The organism is Arthrobacter silvisoli (assembly GCF_003369445.1).
Classification (GTDB): domain Bacteria; phylum Actinomycetota; class Actinomycetes; order Actinomycetales; family Micrococcaceae; genus Arthrobacter; species Arthrobacter silvisoli.
On record NZ_QRCU01000067.1, the window covers coordinates 1 to 20,305 of the forward strand.

The following is a 20,305-nucleotide window of genomic DNA, read 5'->3' on the forward strand; positions in this document are numbered from 1 at the left end:
CCTAAGGCGCAAGGACGGACGACGACGGCGGGAGGCTTCCGCCGTCGTCGTCCGTCCTTAGGGTCAGCAGTACCCTGTGGTTATGGACTCCGATGCCAGGGACCCCGACGCCCGGGACTCCGGCGCCAGGCGCCGGCTGGAACGTGCCGCGGAACTGCGGGCAACGCGGTACTCCGGAAAACTCACCCCGGAGGAAAGCGCCGCTGCCGCCGCCGAGGATGCACTCGAGGAGAAGCGCAGGAAGATCGACAGTGCCACGCGCGCCGACTACCTGGTGCGCGACGCCATCGCGCACGGCAAGTTCGACAACCTCAAGTACGCCGGCAAGCCGATCCCGGGCCTCGGCGAAAGCTACGATCCGGACTGGTGGGTCAAAGGCCTGATCCAGCGCGAGCACCTCAGCGGCCTGGGCCCCGAGGCGATCCTCTTGCGCGGCGAAGACGCGGGCCTTGATGCCGTGCTGGACGAGCAAGCCACCGAGGAGCGCGTCCGTGCCATCGTGGAGGATTTCAACGCCCGGGTGGTCAACGCCCGGCGCCAGCTCCAGGGCGGACCTCCCGTGATCACCAAGACCCGGGAGGTCGCCGTCGAGGTGGAGCGCTGGCGCACCCGCCGGGCAGCGGCCGCTGCGGCTCACCCGGAGCCGCCGGAACCCCCGCCCGCGAAGCCATGGTGGCGGCGCAGGCGGGGCGGCTGAGCAGGACGCTTTAGGGGACCGGGTTGCCGAGCTGGCGCAGCGGCGTCTTGTTCGTTTCCCGTGCCCAGTACGCACCGGCCACGGCCAGGAGCGACGAGGCTGCCACGATCCAGGCCGCCGGGCCCCAGTTGGCCTTTTGCGCGCCCACGAGGGCCGTGCCCAGCAAGGGGGTAAAGCCTGCGCAGAGGATGCCGATCTGCAGGCCGATGGCCATGCCGGAGTAGCGGACCTTCACGTTGAAGAGCTCGGAGAACCACGCCGGGTAGATCGCGTTGGACATCGAGTAGGTGCCCGCGGTGATCAGGGTGCTGGCCACGAAGATCATGGGGATGTTGCCAGTGGCGATGACGGAGAAGTAGACGAAGATCATCAGTCCGGACCCCAGGACGCCGGTGATGAACACCGGGCGCCGGCCGAAGCGGTCCGAAAGATGCGCCATCAGCGGCTGGCTGGCGATGGCGATGACATTGCCGACGATGCTTACCCACAGCATGGTGGAAGCCGGCACGCCGACCGACACGGCATAGGCCAGGCCGAAGGACTGCATGAAGGTGTTGGTCACGGTTTCGAAGGACATGAGGGCCACCTGGAAGAACTGCGCCGGGTGGGTCTTGAACATCTTCATGAAGGGCAGGCGCACCAGTTCGCCGTGGTCGTGCTTCTCCTCGAAGACCTCCGGTTCCTCGAGGGACCGCCGCACGAGGTAGGCCACCACCAGCACCACCAGGGACAGCCAGAACGGGATGCGCCAACCCCAGGCGAGGCGCTCGGCTTCGCCCATCGCGGCCACGGGCAGGAAGGCCAGGGAGGCGAGCACGATCCCGGCGGAGATGCCGCTCATGGCGAAGCTGGCGAAGAAGCCGCGGCGGCCTTCCGGTGCCTCCTCGGTGGACAGGGCCGAGGCGCCCGCGGTTTCCGCGCCGGCGGACAGGCCCTGCATGAGGCGCAGGACCACCAGCAATGCAGGTGCCCAGTAGCCGACGGCGTTGAAGTCCGGGAGTGCGCCGATCAGGAAGGTGGCGGATCCCATGAGCACCAGGGTCAGGACCAGCGTGTTCTTGCGGCCGATCTTGTCCCCCAAGTGGCCGAAGACGACGGCGCCGAAGGGGCGTGCCACGTAGGCAACCCCGAAGGTGGCGAAGGAGGCGATGAGGGCGACGGTGGCATCGCCCGCCGGGAAGAAGATCTTCGAAAAGACCAGTGACGCCGCCGTGGCGTAGATGAAGAAGTCGTAGTACTCAAGGGCGCCGCCGAGGAATGCCGCGAGGGCTGCCTTCTTGGCCCGCCTGAGCTGGCGTTCGCTTGCCGTAACGGCAGGGCCGTTTGCGAGATTGGTCATGTGGAAGTCCTTCCGCGCTGAAAGACGGTGTGGGGGATCTGGGTTTACCAAAAGTTCGTATTACGAACGTCTGTACGATATGCGGTTCATGAAAAGAGTACTCCACGGTGAGCTGCCTCACAACTATTGACATCCGCGGGGCGTGCGCGGAGGTCCTCTTCCGGCCTTCAGGAGCCCTTCGCCGGGCACGTCGGAAGGCTTTCCGGAACGTCCTCCCGAAGGTTCCGGAGTTAGCTTCATCACCTCTGCCCGGAAACGGCTCAAACAGCGGTTTGGCGGCCGCATACTTGTGTTGGTTGTTGTGAAATCCGGGTGTTGAAGATGGGGTTCGGCTGGTGGAAAAGCTGATGCGCGTAGTGCGGAGCGAGTACTTTCCTGCAGGGGTTGTGCTGGGTGGCGTCCTGCTGTTTTGGACAGTGGGTCTGCTGGGTGGACTGAGCTGGCTCAGCGGCGGCCAGTCACCCCTGACGGTGCTGTCCTGGATGATTTTCATCTACGCCGCCGTGGTGCTCTCGCCCGTGGCCGTGGCCTTTTCCGTCATGGACATCAGCCGCCGCTACCGCGGAACGCACGACGCCGGAATCACCGCGCCGCTGTTGAAGAACCTCGCCGAGCTGCGCCGCATCGCGCTGGCCCGCCTCCAGCGCGAAGACTGACGCCGGCGCCCCCGGAGTCCGTCCGGGATTGCCGCTGAATTCCCTGTAGCACGCCGCCCTCCGGCGTGGGAATCTTAAGCCGTGGCTGAGGGGGGTGGCGCCGTGGCTCCACGGCAGACGGCGTTGGTGCTGGCGGTGACCGCCGGCCTGGCCACCGTCGTGCTGTTGGCCGTCGACTGGTCGCCCCCTGCCCTGCAGGACCCTGCCCGGACCCTCGGGCTGCTCAATGCCCAAGGCGTTGTGCACCTGGGCGGGATCGCGGACAGGGCCCCGTTCGGCGTCCTTGAGCTCGCGATGTTCCTGGCCGTGGGTTTGGGCCTTGTCCTCTCCGGTGTGGCCGCATGGCGCAGCCAGCCGAACGCCGGGCCGGGTTTCCTGCTGGTTCTCGCGGGCTGGCTGTGGCTGGCCGCAGGCCTGCGCCGCTCCAGCGACCCCCTGGCCTTCACCGTCGGTGTGACCCTGACTTTGATGTACCAGCCACCGCTGCTGCAGCTGGCGCTGAGCTTCCCCACCGGGACCCTCAAAACACGGCTCCAGAGGGCGGCCGTGGGATTCTTCTTCTCCCTCTGGCTGGCCATCGCCGTGGCCAACTGGGCCTTCTTCGATCCCCGCCTGCACGTCACCGCGGGGGAATCCGCTTCGCAGAACCTCTTCCTGCTCTGGGACGACCTCGCGCTCACCACCGGCATCGGCAACGTGGCGCGCGTGGTGCAGATCTGCGTGGGCCTGGCCATCGTGTTGCTGCTGGCCTTGCGCTGGCACGCCGGCACCCCGGCCTACCGGAGGGCCTTCCTGCCGCTCGGCGTCGCCCTGGTCCTGAAAACAGGGGCAACCATCTGGGGTGCCGTCGCCGTCGTGCAGTTCTCCGGCCCGCAGGCCTCGGAGGCGCTGCTATGGCAATACCCCGCGACGGCGGTGGTTCCCCTGGCGGTCCTGCTCGGATTGTGGCGCTACCGCTTCGCGCGCGGTTCCCTCGGCGAACTCATGGTGGAGATCGGCGCGGCCCCGCTGAGCGAGCGGCTCACCGAAGCGCTGCGGAAGACGGTCCGGGACCCGAGCCTGGAATTGTGGCAATGGTCCACGCAGCAGCCCGGCTTCGTCGACGGGCACGGCCGCTTCCGCGAACTGCCGGAAGAGCACAGCGGACGCGCCGCGATGGTGCTGGAACGCAAAGGCCTGCCCGTGGGCGCCCTCGTGTTCGACCAGGCGCTCCGCGAGCAGCCCGCATTGCTCGAAGCCGTACGCAGCGCCACCTCGCTCAGCCTGGAAAACCGCAACATGGAGCAGCAGCTGCGCGAACAGCTGATCGAAGTGCGGCGCTCGCGCGAACGCATCGTCACCGCCGGAGACGCCCGCCGCCGTCAGCTGGAACGGGACCTGCACGACGGCGCCCAGCAGCGGCTGGTTGCGGTCGCCATGGAACTCGCCCGGGCCAGGCGCCTCACGGCCGACGCCGACGTCCGGGAGCTGATCGGGCACGCCGCCACGGAACTCAACACGGCACTGCGCGAACTCCGGGAGCTCGCCCGCGGCGTGTACCCGCCGTCACTGCGCGAACGCGGCCTCGCCGGATCCCTCACCGCTCTCGCCGAACGCACCCCGGTACCCATGGACGTGCAGGTGGAACTTGCCGCCCCCGTGCCCCCGGCGGTGGAACTTGCCGCCTACTTCATCTGCGCCGAGGCCGTGACCAACACCGCCAAGCACGCCGACGCCACCATGATCCATGCCCGTGTCACCGGCACCGCGGAGCGGCTGACCGTGGTGGTCCTGGACAACGGCAGGGGAGGCGCCGCTCCCGGGCCCGACGGCGGACTGATGGGACTCGCGGACCGCGCGGCCGCGCTGGGCGGCACCCTCGACGTCGTCAGTCCGCCAGGGCGGGGCACCACCATCACGGCAGTGTTGCCGTTCAGCCCCGACCCCGCATCGCTTCCGGGGCAGGCGGAAGAAGAGGAAGGAACCACGCCATGACGTTGAGGGTCGCCATCGCCGACGATTCCGCGCTGCTGCGCAGGGGCCTGGCGGCACTGCTGGAAGCCGAAGGGATGACCGTGGTGTGCGAAGCAGGCGACGCCGGGGAACTGCTCAGCTGCGTGGACCGCGAGCGTCCGGATGCCGCCGTCGTGGACATCCGCATGCCGCCCGGCTACGCGACTGAAGGGATCGAGGCCGCCAAGGAGATCCGGCGCCGGTATCCGGAGATCGGGGTGCTGCTGCTGTCCCAGTACGTGGAGACGGAGAGCGCGATGTCGCTGTTCGCCGGGGAAGGGACAGGCCTGGACAGTTCCGGCCTGGATGGCGCGAAAGGCCTCGGCTACCTGCTGAAGGAACGGGTGTCCGACGTCGAGGATTTCCTCGACGCCCTGCGGCGGGTGGCCGCCGGCGGCACCGCCGTTGACCCCGATCTGGTGTCCCGCCTGGTGTCGCGGCCGCAGGAGGGACGGCAGGGCGGGGAAGAGCTGAGCACCCGCGAGCGGGAAGTGCTCGAACTCATGGCCGAGGGGCGCACCAACCAGGCGATCAGCCGCTGCCTGTTCCTCGGCGAACGGACCGTGGAAGCACACATCCGCAGCATCTTCGTCAAGTTCAACCTGAGGCCGGAACCCGAAGACCACCGGCGGGTCCTCGCGGTCCTGAGCTACCTGCGGTCCGGGGGAGGGCATAGGGCGGCCCACTGAACGTGGACTGGCCTAACGCGGAACCGGCCCGGTACGCAGGTACCGGGCCGGTTCGTGGTGCAGTCTTAGTTCGAGATCGACAGGATGGGGCTGCTCTGCCATCCCGTGTAGCCCGACCAGACGCCGCCGCTGCCGACCTTGAAGCGTACCTTCTGGTAGACCTCTTCGTAGCCGATCTCGCCGTCCACCAAGGTGCGGTAATTGTGGATGGTGGTGCTGGTGCCGGCGCTGAGGTAGCGGCTGAAGTCCGTGCCGCCCAGGTAGTCGTCACTGTTCGGCCAGGAGTCGTCCTCCCAGCGCTGCTGCTGGATGTACAGTGACCGGCTGCCCGTGCAGCTTGCCGTGATCCGGTAGTCGAGGACCTTCACGCCGTTGCTGTTGATGTAGGCGAAGATCGGCTTCAACGGCGTGACCGTACAGGAATAGAGGGTGCTGGCCTGGGCGGGCGTGCCCAGGGCCAGGCCGGCTCCGGCGAGGCCGAGGCTCACGGCAAGGGCTGAGATGATCCGGGCGCGCTTGGGCCGGGACATGGTGTTGGTGCGCATTTCTCTCCTGGGGTGTGATGTGAACCGGGCGGTGCGGAGGTGAACGGACATCCGCGGCCTGGGCTGTGTGCCCCGGCCTGCCGGCAATCAGTGGAGGTCCCTCTACGGTGCGGGTCCCCCGCTTCGGGCCAGGGGTTCCTGGCCCGGAATCAATAGTGCTCCCGGGGCAAGGGCCTCCGCTTCCGTGCTAGCACGTATTTACTCCGTCATTTGGATAAAAGCTGGTTGCGGGCTCTCACAAGCGGCCGCGGTGGCTTTCGGGTGCCGCGAGCCTGGTGCCAACGGGCGCGCCCGTTGCTAGGCTCAGGCATGACCCGCATGATCATCATCGGCGCGCCCGGCTCCGGAAAAGGCACCCAGGCCGAATACCTCGCCGCGCATTTCGGCATCCCCACCATCTCCACGGGCGAACTCTTCCGGACCCACGTGCGGGAGCTGACGGAACTGGGGGCCGAGGCCCGCGGATTCATGGACAGGGGCGAGCTGGTGCCGGACCGGCTCACCGATGCGATGGTGGCCCGCCGCCTGGCCGACGACGACGTCGCGCGCGGTTTCCTGTTGGACGGCTATCCGCGCAACCTGGCCCAGCTCGGGGCGCTCGACGAGGTGCTGGCGGCCGATGGGAAACAGCTGGACGCCGTCGTGCACCTGGACCTCGACGAGGAGGAACTGGTTCAGCGCCTCCTCCAACGGGCTGCCGAACAAGGCCGCAGCGATGACACCGAGACGGTGATCCGCCGTCGCCTGGAGCTATACCGGGAAGAAACGCTGCCTGTCGTGACCGCCTATGCGCAGCGCGGCATCGTCGTGGAGGTCGACGGCGGCGGGGACAGGGCGGCGATCACGGAACGGGCCATTGCCGCCGTCGGGTCTTTCCTGGGTGCGCGGTGAACGGCGGCACGGCGGCTCCCGGCCGCCCCGCCGGAATTGAGGACTACGCCCTGATTGGTGACCTGCACACGGCGGCGCTCGTCAGCACAGAGGGCTCCATCGACTGGTTGTGCCTGCCGCGTTTCGACTCCCCGGCGTGCTTTGCCGCTTTGCTCGATACTCCCGACGCCGGCCGGTGGCTTCTGGCGCCAGCGGACGGGGGACGCTGTACCCGGCGCGGCTACCGCCCGGGAACCCTGGTCCTTGTGACCGAATGGGAGAACGAGGAGGGCCACGTCCGCGTTACCGACTTCATGCCTCCGCGCGACGAGGTTGCCGACGTTGTCCGTATTGTCGAGGGGATACGTGGCAGCGTACGGATGCGGGGGGAATTGGTCCTTCGTTTCGATTACGGGCACGTGGTGCCGTGGGTCCGTCGGCACCCGGGCGGAATCTGGGCCGTCGCCGGCCCGGATTCGGTCTACCTGGAAACCGCGGCGCCGGTCAAGGGCGTGGACATGCGCACCCTGAGCGAATTCACGGTCGGGGCAGGCGACACCGTCCCGTTCGTGCTCACGTGGGCGCCCAGCCATCTTCCGCGGCCACGGTCCGTGAACCCTGCCACCGCGCAGTCGGACACCGAAGAGTTCTGGACCCAGTGGTCCGCCCGGTGCACGGACGCCGGCCCCTACCACGCCGCCGTCGAACGTTCCCTCATCACCCTCAAGGCACTCAGCTATGCCCCCACCGGCGGAATAGTGGCAGCCCCCACCACCTCGCTTCCCGAACAGCCCGGTGGTCCCCGGAACTGGGATTACCGCTACTGCTGGCTCCGGGATGCAACCCTGACCCTGCAATCCCTGCTCGCCGCGGGATATACGGAGGAGGCCGCCGCTTGGCGGGACTGGCTGCTGCGCGCGGTGGCGGGCGATCCGGCGGACCTGCAGATCATGTACGGCCTGCATGGCGAGCGCCGGCTTACGGAGAATTCCCTTGACTGGTTGTCCGGCTACCAAGGGTCGTTGCCCGTGCGCACCGGCAATGCCGCCGCAGAGCAACTGCAGCTGGATGTCTGGGGCGAAGTGTTGGATTGCTTGTCGCTGACCAGGGCTGGCCTGGTGGACGGGGGTGCCCGGAAAGGTGACCAATCCTGGCCCCTCCAACAGGCACTGATGGGCCATCTGGAACAGATCTGGCACCAGCCGGACAACGGATTGTGGGAAATGCGCGGGCCGAGGCGCCACTTCACGCATTCGAAAGTGATGGCCTGGGTGGCTGCCGACCGCATGGTCAAGGCGATAGGCGACCTCGGATTGCCGGGACCGCTGGAGCGCTGGGCCGCGTTGCGGGACACCATCCACCGGGAGGTCATGGAACGGGGTTTCGACGCCGCCCGCAACACCTTCGTGCAGTCGTACGGCAGTCGGGAACTGGACGCGAGCCTGCTGCTGATCCCCAAGGTGGGCTTCCTCCCCCCTGACGATCCGCGGGTTATCGGCACCATTGAGGCGATCCAGCATGAGCTGACCGTAGATGGCTTCGTGCTGCGGTACCGCAACGAAGAGAGCGACGACGGACTGCCGGGCGGGGAGGGGGTGTTCCTCGCCTGTTCCTTCTGGCTGGTGGATGCGCTCCTGGGTGCGGGGCGTACCGGCGAGGCCACTGAATTGTTCGAACGGCTGCTCTCCCTTCGGAACGATGTGGGGCTGCTCAGCGAAGAATGGGATCCGCTGAACCACCGCCAACTGGGGAACATGCCCCAGGCCTTCAGCCACTTCACTCTGGTCACCAGCGCCATGCAACTGGACTGCGGCAGGGCCCACCGCAGCAACGTGCCAATCGGAAAGGGCGCGGTCCGGAAGCCTGGTCCGGCCGGTGGGCTGGCAGAACCGGCCGCATCGGGCAACAATTGAGTCCATGGCGAGCTATTCAGCGCTGGAAAAAGCAACCAGCAAGCATCCGCACGACTGGGGCCGTGCCATGGCAAGCGCCATGGCCAAGCTCGTCGAGGCCGCCCGCATGGATGGACGGACCTTCGAGAACGAGTTCCTCTTTGGCGAGGAACTACAGCTGCAGATCGATGAGGATGCCGACGGCGTCACCATCAAGCTCACCTGGACACCGGACAGTTAGCAGCTACGCGGGCGGAAATCCCGGGGGAACAGGCCCGGCGACGAAACCGAAGTCCATCCCCTGGCCGGGTGTCCCGGAACCGGGGCCGCCGTCGGGGTGCTGGCCGTTGCTGCCCAACAGACTGCGGGTAAGTGCCTCGCTGTCGGCCATCAGTTGCTCCACCGCGTCTTCCAGATAGGCGTCTGATGGCGCCTCCCCGGCCAGTGCCGCGGCCACCACCGTGCGGCGCACCAGTTCCTTGGCGAACGACGCCGTGGTCCCGGTGGTACGGGCCGCCGCGGCCTTGAGTGCTGCGTCCGAGAAACCAAGGCCCGGGGAGTACAGCTCCAGGAGCCGTTCACGTTCGTGTACCGAAGGCAGCGGGATTTCGACGGCCAGGTCCACCCGGCCGGGCCGTTGCGCCAGGGCGCGCTCGAGCATCTCCACCCGGTTGGTGGTGAGGACGAAGGCAACGTCCGCATCGCTGTCCAGCCCGTCCATGGCGTCCAGCACTTCGAAGAGCAGGGGCTGCGGGCCGTGGCCGTAACTGCGGTCTTCGGCGATCAGGTCGCAATCCTCGAGCACCACAATTGACGGCGCGAGTGCCCTGGCGATCCGTGCCGCTTCGGCAACCCGGGCGAGGGTCCCGCCCGAGAGGAGCACCGCCGTCGTTCCTTCGCTTTGGCCCAGCAGGTACCTGACGGTATGGGTCTTGCCGGTGCCCGGCGGGCCGTAAAGCAGCAGCCCGCGCTTGAGGTGCTGGCCGTGTTCCTGGAGCACGGAGGCCTGGCGGGCGATGCCCAAGGCATGGTCCTCCACCCTGTCCAGCAGCCTTCCAGGGAGAACTACATCCCGTTTGTCCAACTCCGGTCGCCGGATGAAGGTGACACCGCCCATGGTGGGGCCGTAGTCGCCCATAGTCAGGGCGATGACCTGCCCCTTGAACACGCTGGTGTGCTCCAGGCTGCTGCGGATTTCGGCGAGGTAGGCCGCCGCCGTCGCTGCCTCTTCGGCGAGGACCTCCAGCGTGGCCATCTGCCGGCCGTACTGGTGGTTGGCCTCGCGCTGCAGGACCGCCAGCGGGGCGCCGCCGTAGTTGAAGAGCCACAGACCCATCGCGACCACCTGGCGCTGCTCGTCGGGTCCGATGGCCAGGTTGGTGTAATCCGGGCGGGCCAGCGGAAACGACCGGTACATCCGGGCATGCTGGAGGATATCGCTCAAGGACATGTGGTTGCGCTCGGCCCCGCCGCCGATCCCGAGCAGGCGGTGCGCGGGATCCCTGCCGGCCAGGGCCTCCATCAGGATGTCCGCGTCCACCAGGCGGTGGGCCTGGATCTCCTCCACCACCACGGACAGCTCCGTTGCGGACGCCCCGAGATGATCTGTCAGTGCCTTGAGCAACTGCTTGCCGTCCGGTCGCTCTTCGCGCCCGGACTGGGCGAGCTGGACCAAAGCCGCGAAGTCTTTGATGAATTTCCCCAAATTTTCATCCATGGACAGACCCTAACAGGGCCGTTGTCGGGGTCGCGGGAGCGTTGCGGGGTCGCTGGAACGTTGCGGCGACCCCGCAGCGCTCCGGCGACGTCGCGGGTCGGGATGGTGGTCAACAGCTGGGCGCCGGGAGATCGATCCTCCGGGCATTGAGCTGGTCCGCCGGCACGATCTGGGTGATTGACAGGACTGCGGGCGTGGTCGTGCTTGGGTTGCTCACAAAGTGCGGCCCGACTTCGGTAAACGTGTCTCCTGCCACGAATGTCTGGGTGGTGCATCCAAGCTGTCTGGTGACCGAGCCGGATTTCACCGTGGCTATGACGATGCCGGGGTGCTTGTGCCAACCGGAATACGCACCCGCCGCATACGTGAGTTCAAAATCGAGCACGGCCAGGTCGCCCTTGCTCTTGAATTCGATCTGATCCTGTTCCGTCTTTTGGCTGCCTTCGATCGTTCCGATGACCGCCGGACCGGCCGTGGTGCCGGAGCCGGGTGTGGCCACGGCGATGCTGCTCGTGGACAACAATGCGACCGCGATGAAGACGGCGGCGGAGGTGGCGGTTCTTGTCGGTTTCATGGTGGATTCCCTTCCAACTGCACACGGGGACCTGGCCCCGAGCTACACATTGCGTGGTCAGCCACCCCCAGCCGGAGCTACCAGCCCCACGGGACACGATCTCCCGGACGCCCCACAGCCCCGCGGATTGCTCAAAGTGTTCCGGACCGAGGCAGGAGGGATTATGGCCCCCGAAGACGGCTAAATCAACGACTTGACAAATTCGGCTCCGATTTCCGGCGCCGCTGCTACGCTGGCCGGCATGGAATCCGTGGGGGAACAGAACAGTCCGCAGCAGGCGCGTAAGGTGAACACAACCGGGAAGGCTGCCGCCGTCGTCGTGCCTTTGCTGGGGGTGCTGGCGGTCATCGTCGGAACCTTCGCCGCCTGGCTCGGCGGGAGCCAGCCGGTGGGCTGGTTCGCGTACGCGCCGCTCGCGAACGAAACCTTCAGTCCACCCGGCTTCACCTTCATCGGTCCGATGACCCAGGCGGGCCTGGTGAGCGCCGTCGTCGGGCTGCTGCTCCTGGCCTTCTGGGCCGGGCACCGCGTCGGCCGGCGGCGTTAAACGGAAAGCCCCCCGCTAGGCGCGGTCACCGCCTGACGCCGCAGAATCCGTTAAACAGGAACCGCCGGATCCATGGGAAGGGATCCGGCGGCAGAAAGCCTGGATGCTTAGCCCGGCAGCGGTGCGCCGGTGAGCTTGATCTGGCGGTTCTGGTCCTTGTACAGCAGGTAGCGGAACTGGCCCGGGCCGGACGCGTAGCAGGCCTGCGGGCAGAAGGCGCGCAGCCACATGTAGTCGCCGGCCTCCACTTCAACCCAGTCCTTGTTGAGCAGGTACATGGCCTTGCCCTCGAGGACGTACAGGCCGTGCTCCATGACGTGGGTCTCCGGGAACGGGATGACGCCGCCCGGCTGGAAGGTCACGATGTTGACCTGCATGTCGTGCGCCAGGTCGTCGGACGGGACGAAGCGCTGGGTCTTCCAGACGCCGTCGGTGTCCGGCATCGCGGTGCCTTCCACGTCCTTCTCGTTGGTGACGAAGGACGTGGCCTCGTAGCCTTCGAGGCGGTCGTAGGCCTTGCGGATCCAGTGGAAGGTGGCGATGTCGTCGGAGGTGTTCTCCACGCCCCACTCGTCACCGGCAGCGAGGTAGGCGTAGCCGCCCTCCTCCATGATGTGCTTCTCGCCCTTGAGGTCCAGGTTCAGCGTGCCCTTGACCACGAAAATGACGCCTTCGACGCCGGACTCGAACTCGGCCTTCGGCGCGCCGCCGCCCGGGGAAACCTCGACGATGAGCTGCGAAAACGTGGTGGCGAAACCGGAGATCGGGCGGGCGATGATCCAGGAGCGGGTCTTGTTGAAGCCCGGCAGCAGGCTCGTCACGATGTCCGTCAGGACGCCCTTGGGAATCACCGTGTACGCCTCGGTGACGATCGCGCGCTCGGTGGTGAGGTGGGTCTGCGGCGGCAGGCCGCCGGTGGGGTAGTAGTAGTCGCTCATGCAGGAGTTCCTTTACTTCGAAGTGGTGGCGAGTCGCGGATGTGCCAGGACGGTCAGCCGGGGAAGTTCGACGCCGGCAAGCGCCAGGACCTCTTCGGCGCCGACCGCGCCGCACTGGACGCCCCGCAGGATGAACGCCGCCAGCGCCCGTGCCGTGGCCGGCTCGTCCATGACGCCGCCCCCGGTGCGTTCCACGTAGTTCCGCAGCCGCGCTGCGGCGGCCGGCAGGCCTTCACGGTAGAAAGCGTAGGTGGCGGCGAATCGGCTGGGCAGTTGGTTGGCGTGCAGGTCCCAGCCTTGGTAGTAGCCGCGCTCCAGGGAGCGGCGGACCAGGCGGCCGTGCAGCTTCCAGGCGTTCTCCACGTTGTCGCCCACGGGGATGATGTTGGTGGAGCCGTCCGAAAGGCGGATGCCGGTGCCGGCCACGGCCAGCTGCATGACTTCCTTGGCGAAGTCCGCCACCGGGTGTTCCATGGACTGGTACTCGGCCGAGATCTGCAGCGACGCGGAGTAGTCGTAGGTGCCGTAGTGCAGGCCGCTGATGCGGCCGGGAACCGCATGCGGCAGCTGCGCCACGGGTGAGGTTCCTTCCGGGCCGAGGATCAGCTGCGGGGTCTCCACCTGGACCTCGAAGCGCAGCCGGCCGGCCGGCAGCGAGTGGATCTCTTCCAGGCGGGAGACTGCGAAGTCCATGGCCTCCACCTGGGCCACCGTGGTGACCTTGGGCAGCGTCAGCACCAGGCCCTCGGGCAGTTCGCCCGCGGAGGCAAGGGTGGAGACGAAGAGGTCCAGGGTCTTCAGGCCGCGGGCCCGGGTGGGCGCCTCGAAGCACTTGAAACGGATCCCGATGAACGGCGGGGCCGAACCGCCGGCCACGGCCTCGCTGACCGCCTGCGCCGCTGCCACTGCGGCCACGTCTTCAGCTTCATCGCCGCGGTCGCCGTAGCCGTCCTCGAAGTCCAGCCGCAGGTCCTCGATCGGCTCGCTGCGCAGCTTGGCCGCGACCCGGCCGGCGACGGCGGCCGCCAACCCGGGCTCCTGGCCCAGCAGCACGCCGAGCTTCTCGAGCCCGCCGTGCTCCTCCGCCGTCGCGAGCGCCTGGGCGCCCCATTCGGACGCGAGCGACGGCGTGAAGCGGTCCGCGGGCACGTACACGGTGTGCACGGGCTGGCGGCTGCCGCTGTCGCCGGGGTAGTTGCGTTCCAGCAGCTGGTCCGTGGCGGCCAGCCGCGAATCGATGGCGGCGAGATCTGACGCACTGAGGGAGTGTTCCGCCATCCCTACACCAGCTCGTAGGCGGGGGTGGTGAGGAAGTCGGTGTAGTCCTCGGAGAGACAGATGTCCGCGATCAGGCGGCTGGCCGGCTCGTAGTACTTGGTGAAGGAACCGGGGTCCACTTCGCCGCGCAGCCGTTCGGTTTCCTCGCCCAGGATCCGGGTGACGAGCTCGCGGGTGACGGTGTTCCCGGTGTCGGCCAGGACGGACTTGTTGCGGATCTGCTGCCAGACCTGCGAGCGGGAGATTTCCGCCGTCGCGGCGTCTTCCATGAGGTTGTGGATCGCGACGGCGCCGCTGCCGGACAGCCACACCGCGGTGTAGGCGACGGCGACGTAGAGGTTCAGGCGCATGCCTGCCTCGGTGACCTCGCCGCCTGCGGACGGAACATCCAGGAGCTGCTCGGCGGTGACTGAGACCTCCGGGCGCTGCTTGTCGATCTGGTTCGGCTTGTCGCCGAGCACGGAGTCGAACACTTCCTGGCAGGTGGAAACCAGGTCCGGGTGCGCAACCCAGGAACCGTCGAAGCCATCGTTGGCCTCGCGGGTCTTGTCCGCACGGACCTTCTCGAAGGCCTGGGCGGTGACTTCCGGTTCGCGCCGGTTCGGGATGACGGCGGCCATGCCGCCCATGGCGAAGGCGCCGCGCTTGTGGCAGGTCTTGACCAACAGTTCGGTGTAGGCACGCATGAACGGCGCGGTCATCACCACGGAGGCGCGGTCCGGCAGGATGAAGGAATCGCCCGCGTCGCGGAAGTACTTCACGATGCTGAACAGGTAGTCCCAGCGGCCGGCGTTCAGGCCGGAGGCGTGGTCGCGCAGCTCGTAGAGGAACTCTTCCATCTGGAAGGCGGCCGGGATGGTCTCGATCAGCATGGTGCCGCGGATGCTGCCCTGCGGAATGCCGATGTAGTCCTGCGCGAAGACGAAGATGTCATTCCAGAGGCGGGCCTCGAGGTAGCTCTCCATCTTGGGCAGGTAGTAGAACGGTCCGTGGCCGTTGAGGAGCAGTTGCTTGGCCGTGTGGAAGAAGTGCAGGCCGAAGTCCACGAGGGCGCCCACGGTGGGCTCGCCGTCGAGGAGCAGGTGGCGTTCGTCCATGTGCCAGCCGCGGGGGCGGGTGACGACGACGGCCAGCGGGGCGTCGGTGCGCAGGCGGTATTCCTTGCCCTCCGGGGAGGTGTACGCCAAGGTGCCGGTGGCGGCGTCGCGCAGGTTCAGGATGGCGTCGATGACGTTGGCCCAGGTGGGGGTGCTGGCGTCCTCGAGGTCCGCGAGCCACACCTTGGCGCCCGAGTTGAGGGCGTTGATGGCCATCTTGGCGGGGGAGGCCGGGCCGGTCATTTCGACGCGGCGGTCCTGCAGGGCGGCGGGGGCCTCGGCGACCTTCCAGTCGCCGTCGCGGATGTCCTTCGTCTCGGGAAGGAAGTCGAGCTTGCCGGTGCGGGCGACTTCCTCGCGCTTGGCGGCGCGGGCTGCCAGCAGCTCCGAACGCGTGCCCGCGAAACGCTTGTGGAGTTCCTCGACGAAGGCCAGGGCCTTGGGGGTCAGGATTTCTTCGGCGCGTTCGACCGGCCGGGGATCGGTGACGGTAAGAGCCATGGGAGCGGGTCCTTCCTAGTGGGCGCCGGCCGGAACGGCGGCGTGGGACTGGGCGGCGGCGTGTGCGGCGTTGGCAACGGCAGTTGCGACGTCGGCCGTCACGTGCGGGTCGAAAATGCTGGGAATAATGTAGCTCGCATTGAGCTCATCGTCAGCGACGCGCTTGGCGATCGCTTCGGCGGCGGCCACCAGCATGTCCGGGGTGATGTCGCTCGCGCCGGCGTCCAGGAGGCCTCGGAACAGGCCGGGGAAGGCCAGGACGTTATTGATCTGGTTCGGGAAATCGCTGCGGCCGGTGGCCACGACGGCGGCGTGCTTGGACGCGATGGTCGGGTCCACCTCGGGGGTGGGGTTGGCCATGGCGAAGACGATGGCGTCGTCGGCCATGGATGCCACGTGCTCTTCGGCCAGGATGTTCGGAGCGGAAACGCCGATGAACACGTCTGCACCCACGAGAGCTTCGTGCAGGGTGCCGGAGAAGCCTTCCTCATTGGTGTTTTCCGCGATCCAGGTGCGGTGGCGGTCGTCGTAGCTCTGGCCGTGGTGGATGGCGCCGGAGCGGCCGGCGGCCACGATGTGCCGGGCGCCCTGGGCCTTGAGGAGCTGGATGATGGCCGAGCCTGCGGCGCCGACGCCGGAGACCACGATCTTGACGTCCGAGATCTTCTTGTCCACCACGCGCAGGGCGTTGACGAGCGCCGCAAGGGTGACGATGGCGGTGCCGTGCTGGTCGTCGTGGAAGACGGGGATGTCGAGTTCTTCGCGCAGGCGGGCTTCGATTTCGAAGCAGCGGGGAGCTGCGATGTCCTCGAGGTTCACGCCGCCGAAGACGGGGGCCAGGAGCTTGACGGTGCGGATGATTTCCTCGGTGTCCTGGGTGTCCAGGCAGACTGGCCAGGCGTCCACGTTGGCGAACTGCTTGAAGAGGGCGGCCTTGCCTTCCATGACCGGCAGTGCGGCGGCGGGGCCGATGTTGCCCAGGCCCAGGACGGCGGAACCGTCGGTGACGACGGCGACCGTGTTGCGCTTGACGGTCAGGTTGCGGGCAGCGGACGGGTCTTCGGCGATGGCCAGGCAGACGCGTGCGACGCCGGGGGTGTAGGCGCGGGACAGGTCGTCGCGGTTGCGCAGCGGCACCTTCGGAACAACTTCGAGCTTGCCTCCCAGGTGCATGAGGAAGGTGCGGTCCGAGACGTGCTGGACCGTGACGCCGTCGAGCGCATTCAGGGCATTCTTGACCTCTTCGGCGTGCTCTTCGCCGGTGGTGTTGCAGGTGACGTCGACGACGATCGTGTCGTGGTGGGACTCGGTGACGTCCAGTGCGGTGACGGCTGCGCCGGCTGCCGCGACGGCCGTTGCGATCTCACTGGTGGCAGTGAAGCTCGACGGCGCGGCGACGCGCAAGGTGATTGAGTTTCCGGGGCCCGGGTTCGCCATTGAATGTCCTCCTGTTGCGGGTCCTTTAAGGACCGGTGTGCCTCGCTAGTGTTTTCGTATTATGGATATTATTATCTACAAAGTGGAAACACAAGCTTTCCGCCGAAGGTGACCGCAAGGGGGTTTGGTGCGGTATCTTGAAGACCTAAACAACTTTTTCACGATGCGGATAAGAGTTGTCGGATTCCGAGCCATAGGAGACAACGGAATGGCCGAAAAGCCCTCGGGAGGCGTGCAGTCCGTCGAGCGCGTCTTCGAACTGCTGGAACTGATTACGGATGCCGGCGGTGACGTCACGCTCAGCGAACTGTCGTCGTCGACCGATCTTCCGCTGCCCACCATCCACCGCCTGCTGCGCACGCTGGTGGCGCTGGGCTACATCCGGCAGCTTCCCAACCGCCGCTACGCCCTGGGGCCGCGCCTCATCCGGCTCGGCGACGGCGCCAACAAGCAGCTCGGTGCCCTGGCCCGTCCGCAGCTGAAGTCCCTGGTGGACCGCCTGGGCGAAACCTCGAACATGGCCGTGCTGGATTCGGACATGGTCATCTACGTTGCCCAGGTTCCGTCGTCGCACTCCATGCGCATGTTCACGGAGGTGGGCCGCCGCGCCCACACCCACGACACCGGCGTCGGCAAGGCGATCCTGGCGCAGCTGGACGACGACGTGGTCCGTGGAATCGTGGCCCGCACCGGCATGCCCACACCCACGGCCAAGAGCATCGGCGACATCGACGCGCTGCTGCACGACCTGAAGCTCATCCGGGAACGCGGCTACTCGATCGACGAAGAAGAGCAGGAACTCGGCGTCCGCTGCTTCGCCATGGCGGTGCCCAACGCTCCGACGCCCACGGCCATCTCCGTTTCCGGCCCCATCACCCGAGTGGACCAGAGCTTCGGCGAGCGGGCCGTGCCGATGCTGCGCGAAGCGGCCGAGGCGATTTCCGTGGAACTGAACCGCAACTAACCCCTCGGCTCCTCGCGCGAACCTGCAGTTGAGGCCCTGGAATCAGCGGATTCCGGGGCCTCAACTGTACGCTCGGTCACGGCGATGCGGCTGCGTCCTAGTCGTCGCTGAGCGAGCCGTCGTTGACGTCCACGCCGTCGGCGTCGAGGTTGATCATCGGCGTGCTCTTTTCGAGCTGGCGGAAGACCACCAAGCCAAGTCCGCAGCCGATGAACCAGCTGTAGTTGCCCAGCCAGGTGGCATCCACCGCAGTGGCACCGGTATCGAGGAGCAGCTTGGGGATGATGACCGAGGCGATGGATACGGCGCCGCTGATGGCCACGGCCTTGATCGCATTGGGGTTGTAGCCGTTCCTGAACCAGTACTTGCCGCCCGGATCCATGGTGTACATTTCGTCCACCCAGACCTTCTGCCGGCTGACCAGGTAGTACCCGGCGATCAGGATGCCGAACAGCGGGCCGATGAGCGCGCCCAGGATGCCCAGCGAGTAGTGGATGGCGGTGGCATTGCTGTACCAGTTCCACGGCAGCAGGATCACGGAGCCGACGGCGGCGATCATGCCGCCCGTGCGCCAACTGATCCGGTGCGGGGCGACGTTCGAGAAGTCGAACGCCGGTGAGATGAAGTTGGCCACGATATTGATGCCCACTGTGGCGGTGACGAAGGTCAGTCCGCCCAGCAGGATCGCGAACGGGGTGTCGATCCGCTCCACGGTGTGGATGGGATCGGTGATGAGCTCGCCGAACACCGGCACGGTGGCCGACGCCGTAATGACGGTGAGGAGCGAAAAGAACAGGAAGTTGACCGGCAGGCCGAGGAGGTTGCCTTTCTTCACCGCTTTGAAGGACTTGCCGTAGCGGGCGAAGTCGCCGAAGTTCAGCATCGGCCCGGAGAAGTAGGACACCACGATCGCGATGGCGCTGAGCATCACGGGGATGGACGACCAGAAGTCCAGCGGCTCGCCGGCGGAGAGGTCCAGGCTGATCTTGTCCCATCCGGCCTGCGACACCAGGTAGATGGCCAGGACGATCATGACGACGTACACGGCGGGCCCGGCGAAGTCGATGAACTTGCGGATGGTCTCCATGCCGTTCCAGAACACCGCGGCCTGCGCCACCCAGAGGATGGCGTAGGAGATCCAGCCGAGGGCGGACAGTCCCAGGAAGGAGTAGTCCGTGGCGAGGGCGTGCGAGGCGGGGATGAACTTCAGGAAGATGATGTTCAGCGATTCCGCGGCGAGGAAGGTCTGCACGCCGTACCAGGCGATGGCGATGAGGCCGCGGATGACCGCCGGGATGTTGGCGCCCTTGACCCCGAAGATCGCGCGGTTGATCACGGGGTAGGGGACGCCGGTCTTCTGGCTCGGCTTGGCCACCAGGTTCGTGAAGGCCTGGACGATCACGATGCCGATGATCAGGGACAGGAGCACCTGCCAGCTTGCGATGCCCAGGGCGAACAGGCTGCCGGCGGTGACGTAGCCACCCACGCTGTGCACGTCCGACATCCAGAAGGCGAAGATGTTGTAGGCGCCCCAGCCCTGTTTCTCGAGCGGGACGAGGTCCTCGTTGGCGAGGCGGTGGTCATACCCGGGCTTGACGGCGCCGGTGCCGGCGCCGGCCGCGGTCTCAAGTTCAGCCATGTTGTTCCTCCGGAAATTGGGGTCCTCGCGGCCGGATCGGCCGTTTCATGAACCCAAGTTTGTGGAACGGATGTTACATAGCTGTTTCTGCCGGAAGAAGAGCCTGTGTATTACGCGCTGAATGTGACCGGAGTCACTCTTCCAGTTCGCCAAGGGCGCTGAAGATGCCGGTGGCTTCGCGGATCCGGTCCCGGCCGGCCTTCGCGCGCACCGCCAGCACTCCGTTGGCGAGTACGCTCATCAGGCTCATGGCCGAGGCGTAGCTGTCGAACGCCGAAACGCTGTCCACCGGGCATTCGAGCCAGATGCTTGCTCTGGCTGCGAAACGGCGGGCGCTCGGATCGCCGATCAACACCGTGGTGCAGCCGCGCGCGGCAGCTGCCTCGAGGACGGCCGCGAAAGCCGCCGGCCGCCGTCGGAATCCCAGCAGCAGTACGACGTCGCCCGCACCGTACCCTGCCAGTTCCTCGCCGATGCTTTGGCCCGGCTGCGGGGCGGCGGCGACATTGCCGCGGCACTGCAGCAGTTGCTGGCGCAGGTGCAGTGCGAGCGGGAAGCTGTTGCGGAAGCCGATCAGCAGCAGCTGCCCGGCGGAGGCCAGCGCTTCCGTGGCGGCGGTGAGCTGGCCGGCGTCGAGCTGTTCGAAGGTGCGGCGCAGGGTTTCCAGTTCATGGGCGAGGTGCGCGGCAAGGTCGCCCTCCCCGTGGGCGGCCACCGGGACCCCGCTGGCGCGCAGGGTGCGGGTGTGCTCCTTGACCTCGTTGAAGTCGGCGAAGCCGAGGCGGCGGAACAGCCTGCTCATCGTGGCTTTGGAGACACCGCTCAGCCGGGAGAGTTCGGCGGCGTTGTACACGGCGTAGGCGTACAGGTTTCCGTCGACGGTCACCGCGGTGCCGCCCACGGAGAAGAACGGTTTGCCCTCGGCTTCGGCGT

At 67.1% G+C, this 20,305-nt stretch carries 19 protein-coding genes; 9 read left to right on the plus strand and 10 right to left on the minus strand.

Annotation, left to right across the window (positions count from 1 at the left end; all coding sequences use genetic code 11):
- The first annotated feature begins 82 nt into the window (after positions 1-82).
- Positions 83-697, plus strand: a complete 615-nt coding sequence (locus DWV11_RS15295; protein ID WP_115789782.1) for a DnaJ family domain-containing protein — start codon at positions 83-85, stop codon at positions 695-697.
- 10 nt (positions 698-707) lie between these two features.
- Here DWV11_RS15295 and DWV11_RS15300 read toward each other — a convergent pair whose 3' ends face one another.
- Entirely contained in the window at positions 708-2,036 is a 1,329-nt protein-coding gene (locus DWV11_RS15300) for an MFS transporter (protein WP_115789783.1), read from the minus strand.
- Between the two features lie 335 nt (positions 2,037-2,371).
- Here DWV11_RS15300 and DWV11_RS15305 point away from each other — a divergent pair, with 335 nt between their 5' ends.
- From DWV11_RS15305 to DWV11_RS15315, 3 genes are all read left to right on the plus strand, one after another.
- Entirely contained in the window at positions 2,372-2,692 is a 321-nt protein-coding gene (locus tag DWV11_RS15305; protein ID WP_210725767.1) for a hypothetical protein, read from the plus strand.
- A gap of 81 nt (positions 2,693-2,773) precedes the next feature.
- Positions 2,774-4,666: a histidine kinase gene (locus DWV11_RS15310; RefSeq protein WP_245953699.1), complete on the plus strand. Its 1,893-nt coding sequence runs from the start codon at positions 2,774-2,776 to the stop codon at positions 4,664-4,666.
- Positions 4,663-5,373 carry a response regulator gene (locus DWV11_RS15315; protein WP_115789785.1) on the plus strand — a complete coding sequence of 237 codons (711 nt, stop codon included), beginning with the start codon at positions 4,663-4,665 and terminating at the stop codon, positions 5,371-5,373. The genes DWV11_RS15310 and DWV11_RS15315 overlap by 4 nt, the downstream gene beginning before the upstream one ends.
- A 65-nt stretch (positions 5,374-5,438) precedes the next feature.
- Here DWV11_RS15315 and DWV11_RS15320 read toward each other — a convergent pair whose 3' ends face one another.
- A complete protein-coding gene (locus tag DWV11_RS15320) occupies positions 5,439-5,918 on the minus strand; it encodes a hypothetical protein (RefSeq protein ID WP_115789786.1) in 480 nt (159 codons plus the stop codon).
- Positions 5,919-6,227: 309 nt separating this feature from the next.
- Here DWV11_RS15320 and DWV11_RS15325 point away from each other — a divergent pair, with 309 nt between their 5' ends.
- Genes DWV11_RS15325 through DWV11_RS15335 form a run of 3 tightly spaced genes read left to right on the plus strand, consistent with a single transcriptional unit; the run spans position 6,228 to position 8,921 of the window.
- On the plus strand, positions 6,228-6,809 hold the full coding sequence (locus DWV11_RS15325) for an adenylate kinase (protein WP_115789787.1): 582 nt from the start codon (positions 6,228-6,230) through the stop codon (positions 6,807-6,809).
- Complete coding sequence (locus DWV11_RS15330; protein WP_245953701.1) at positions 6,806-8,701, plus strand: glycoside hydrolase family 15 protein; 1,896 nt, start codon at positions 6,806-6,808, stop codon at positions 8,699-8,701. The genes DWV11_RS15325 and DWV11_RS15330 overlap by 4 nt, the downstream gene beginning before the upstream one ends.
- Before the next feature lie 4 nt (positions 8,702-8,705).
- Entirely contained in the window at positions 8,706-8,921 is a 216-nt protein-coding gene (locus DWV11_RS15335) for a hypothetical protein (protein WP_115789788.1), read from the plus strand.
- Between the two features lie 3 nt (positions 8,922-8,924).
- Here DWV11_RS15335 and DWV11_RS15340 read toward each other — a convergent pair whose 3' ends face one another.
- Both DWV11_RS15340 and DWV11_RS15345 read right to left on the minus strand, forming a co-directional pair.
- Positions 8,925-10,397 (minus strand): ATP-binding protein, encoded by a 1,473-nt coding sequence (locus DWV11_RS15340; protein WP_115789789.1) that lies wholly within the window; start codon positions 10,395-10,397, stop codon positions 8,925-8,927.
- A gap of 109 nt (positions 10,398-10,506) precedes the next feature.
- Positions 10,507-10,971, minus strand: a complete 465-nt coding sequence (locus DWV11_RS15345) for a cupin domain-containing protein (protein ID WP_115789790.1) — start codon at positions 10,969-10,971, stop codon at positions 10,507-10,509.
- A 286-nt stretch (positions 10,972-11,257) separates the two neighbouring features.
- On the opposite strand from DWV11_RS15345, the gene DWV11_RS15350 reads away from it, so the two are divergent.
- The gene (locus tag DWV11_RS15350; protein WP_245953702.1) at positions 11,258-11,518 is read left to right on the plus strand and encodes a hypothetical protein; all 261 of its coding nucleotides are present in this window, start codon (positions 11,258-11,260) and stop codon (positions 11,516-11,518) included.
- A 107-nt stretch (positions 11,519-11,625) separates the two neighbouring features.
- Here the strand turns inward: DWV11_RS15350 and DWV11_RS15355 are convergent, their stop codons facing one another.
- The 4 genes from DWV11_RS15355 to DWV11_RS15370 are packed head-to-tail and all read right to left on the minus strand — an operon-like array spanning position 11,626 to position 16,769.
- Complete coding sequence (locus DWV11_RS15355; RefSeq protein ID WP_115789791.1) at positions 11,626-12,456, minus strand: bifunctional allantoicase/(S)-ureidoglycine aminohydrolase; 831 nt, start codon at positions 12,454-12,456, stop codon at positions 11,626-11,628.
- Between the two features lie 12 nt (positions 12,457-12,468).
- Positions 12,469-13,734: a DUF6986 family protein gene (locus tag DWV11_RS15360; protein WP_115789792.1), complete on the minus strand. Its 1,266-nt coding sequence runs from the start codon at positions 13,732-13,734 to the stop codon at positions 12,469-12,471.
- Between the two features lie 2 nt (positions 13,735-13,736).
- Positions 13,737-15,332 carry a malate synthase A gene (aceB, locus tag DWV11_RS15365; protein ID WP_115789793.1) on the minus strand — a complete coding sequence of 532 codons (1,596 nt, stop codon included), beginning with the start codon at positions 15,330-15,332 and terminating at the stop codon, positions 13,737-13,739.
- A gap of 15 nt (positions 15,333-15,347) precedes the next feature.
- On the minus strand, positions 15,348-16,769 hold the full coding sequence (locus tag DWV11_RS15370; protein ID WP_115789794.1) for an NAD-dependent malic enzyme: 1,422 nt from the start codon (positions 16,767-16,769) through the stop codon (positions 15,348-15,350).
- A gap of 208 nt (positions 16,770-16,977) precedes the next feature.
- Between DWV11_RS15370 and DWV11_RS15375 the strand changes: the two genes are divergently transcribed.
- Entirely contained in the window at positions 16,978-17,733 is a 756-nt protein-coding gene (locus DWV11_RS15375; RefSeq protein ID WP_115789795.1) for an IclR family transcriptional regulator, read from the plus strand.
- Positions 17,734-17,830: 97 nt separating this feature from the next.
- On the opposite strand, the gene DWV11_RS15380 is transcribed toward DWV11_RS15375, so the two are convergent.
- Positions 17,831-19,372, minus strand: coding sequence for an NCS1 family nucleobase:cation symporter-1 (locus DWV11_RS15380; RefSeq protein ID WP_115789796.1), 1,542 nt, complete (start codon positions 19,370-19,372; stop codon positions 17,831-17,833).
- A gap of 133 nt (positions 19,373-19,505) precedes the next feature.
- The gene (locus DWV11_RS15385) at positions 19,506-20,174 is read right to left on the minus strand and encodes a MurR/RpiR family transcriptional regulator (RefSeq protein ID WP_425452069.1); all 669 of its coding nucleotides are present in this window, start codon (positions 20,172-20,174) and stop codon (positions 19,506-19,508) included.
- Positions 20,175-20,305: the final 131 nt, after the last annotated feature.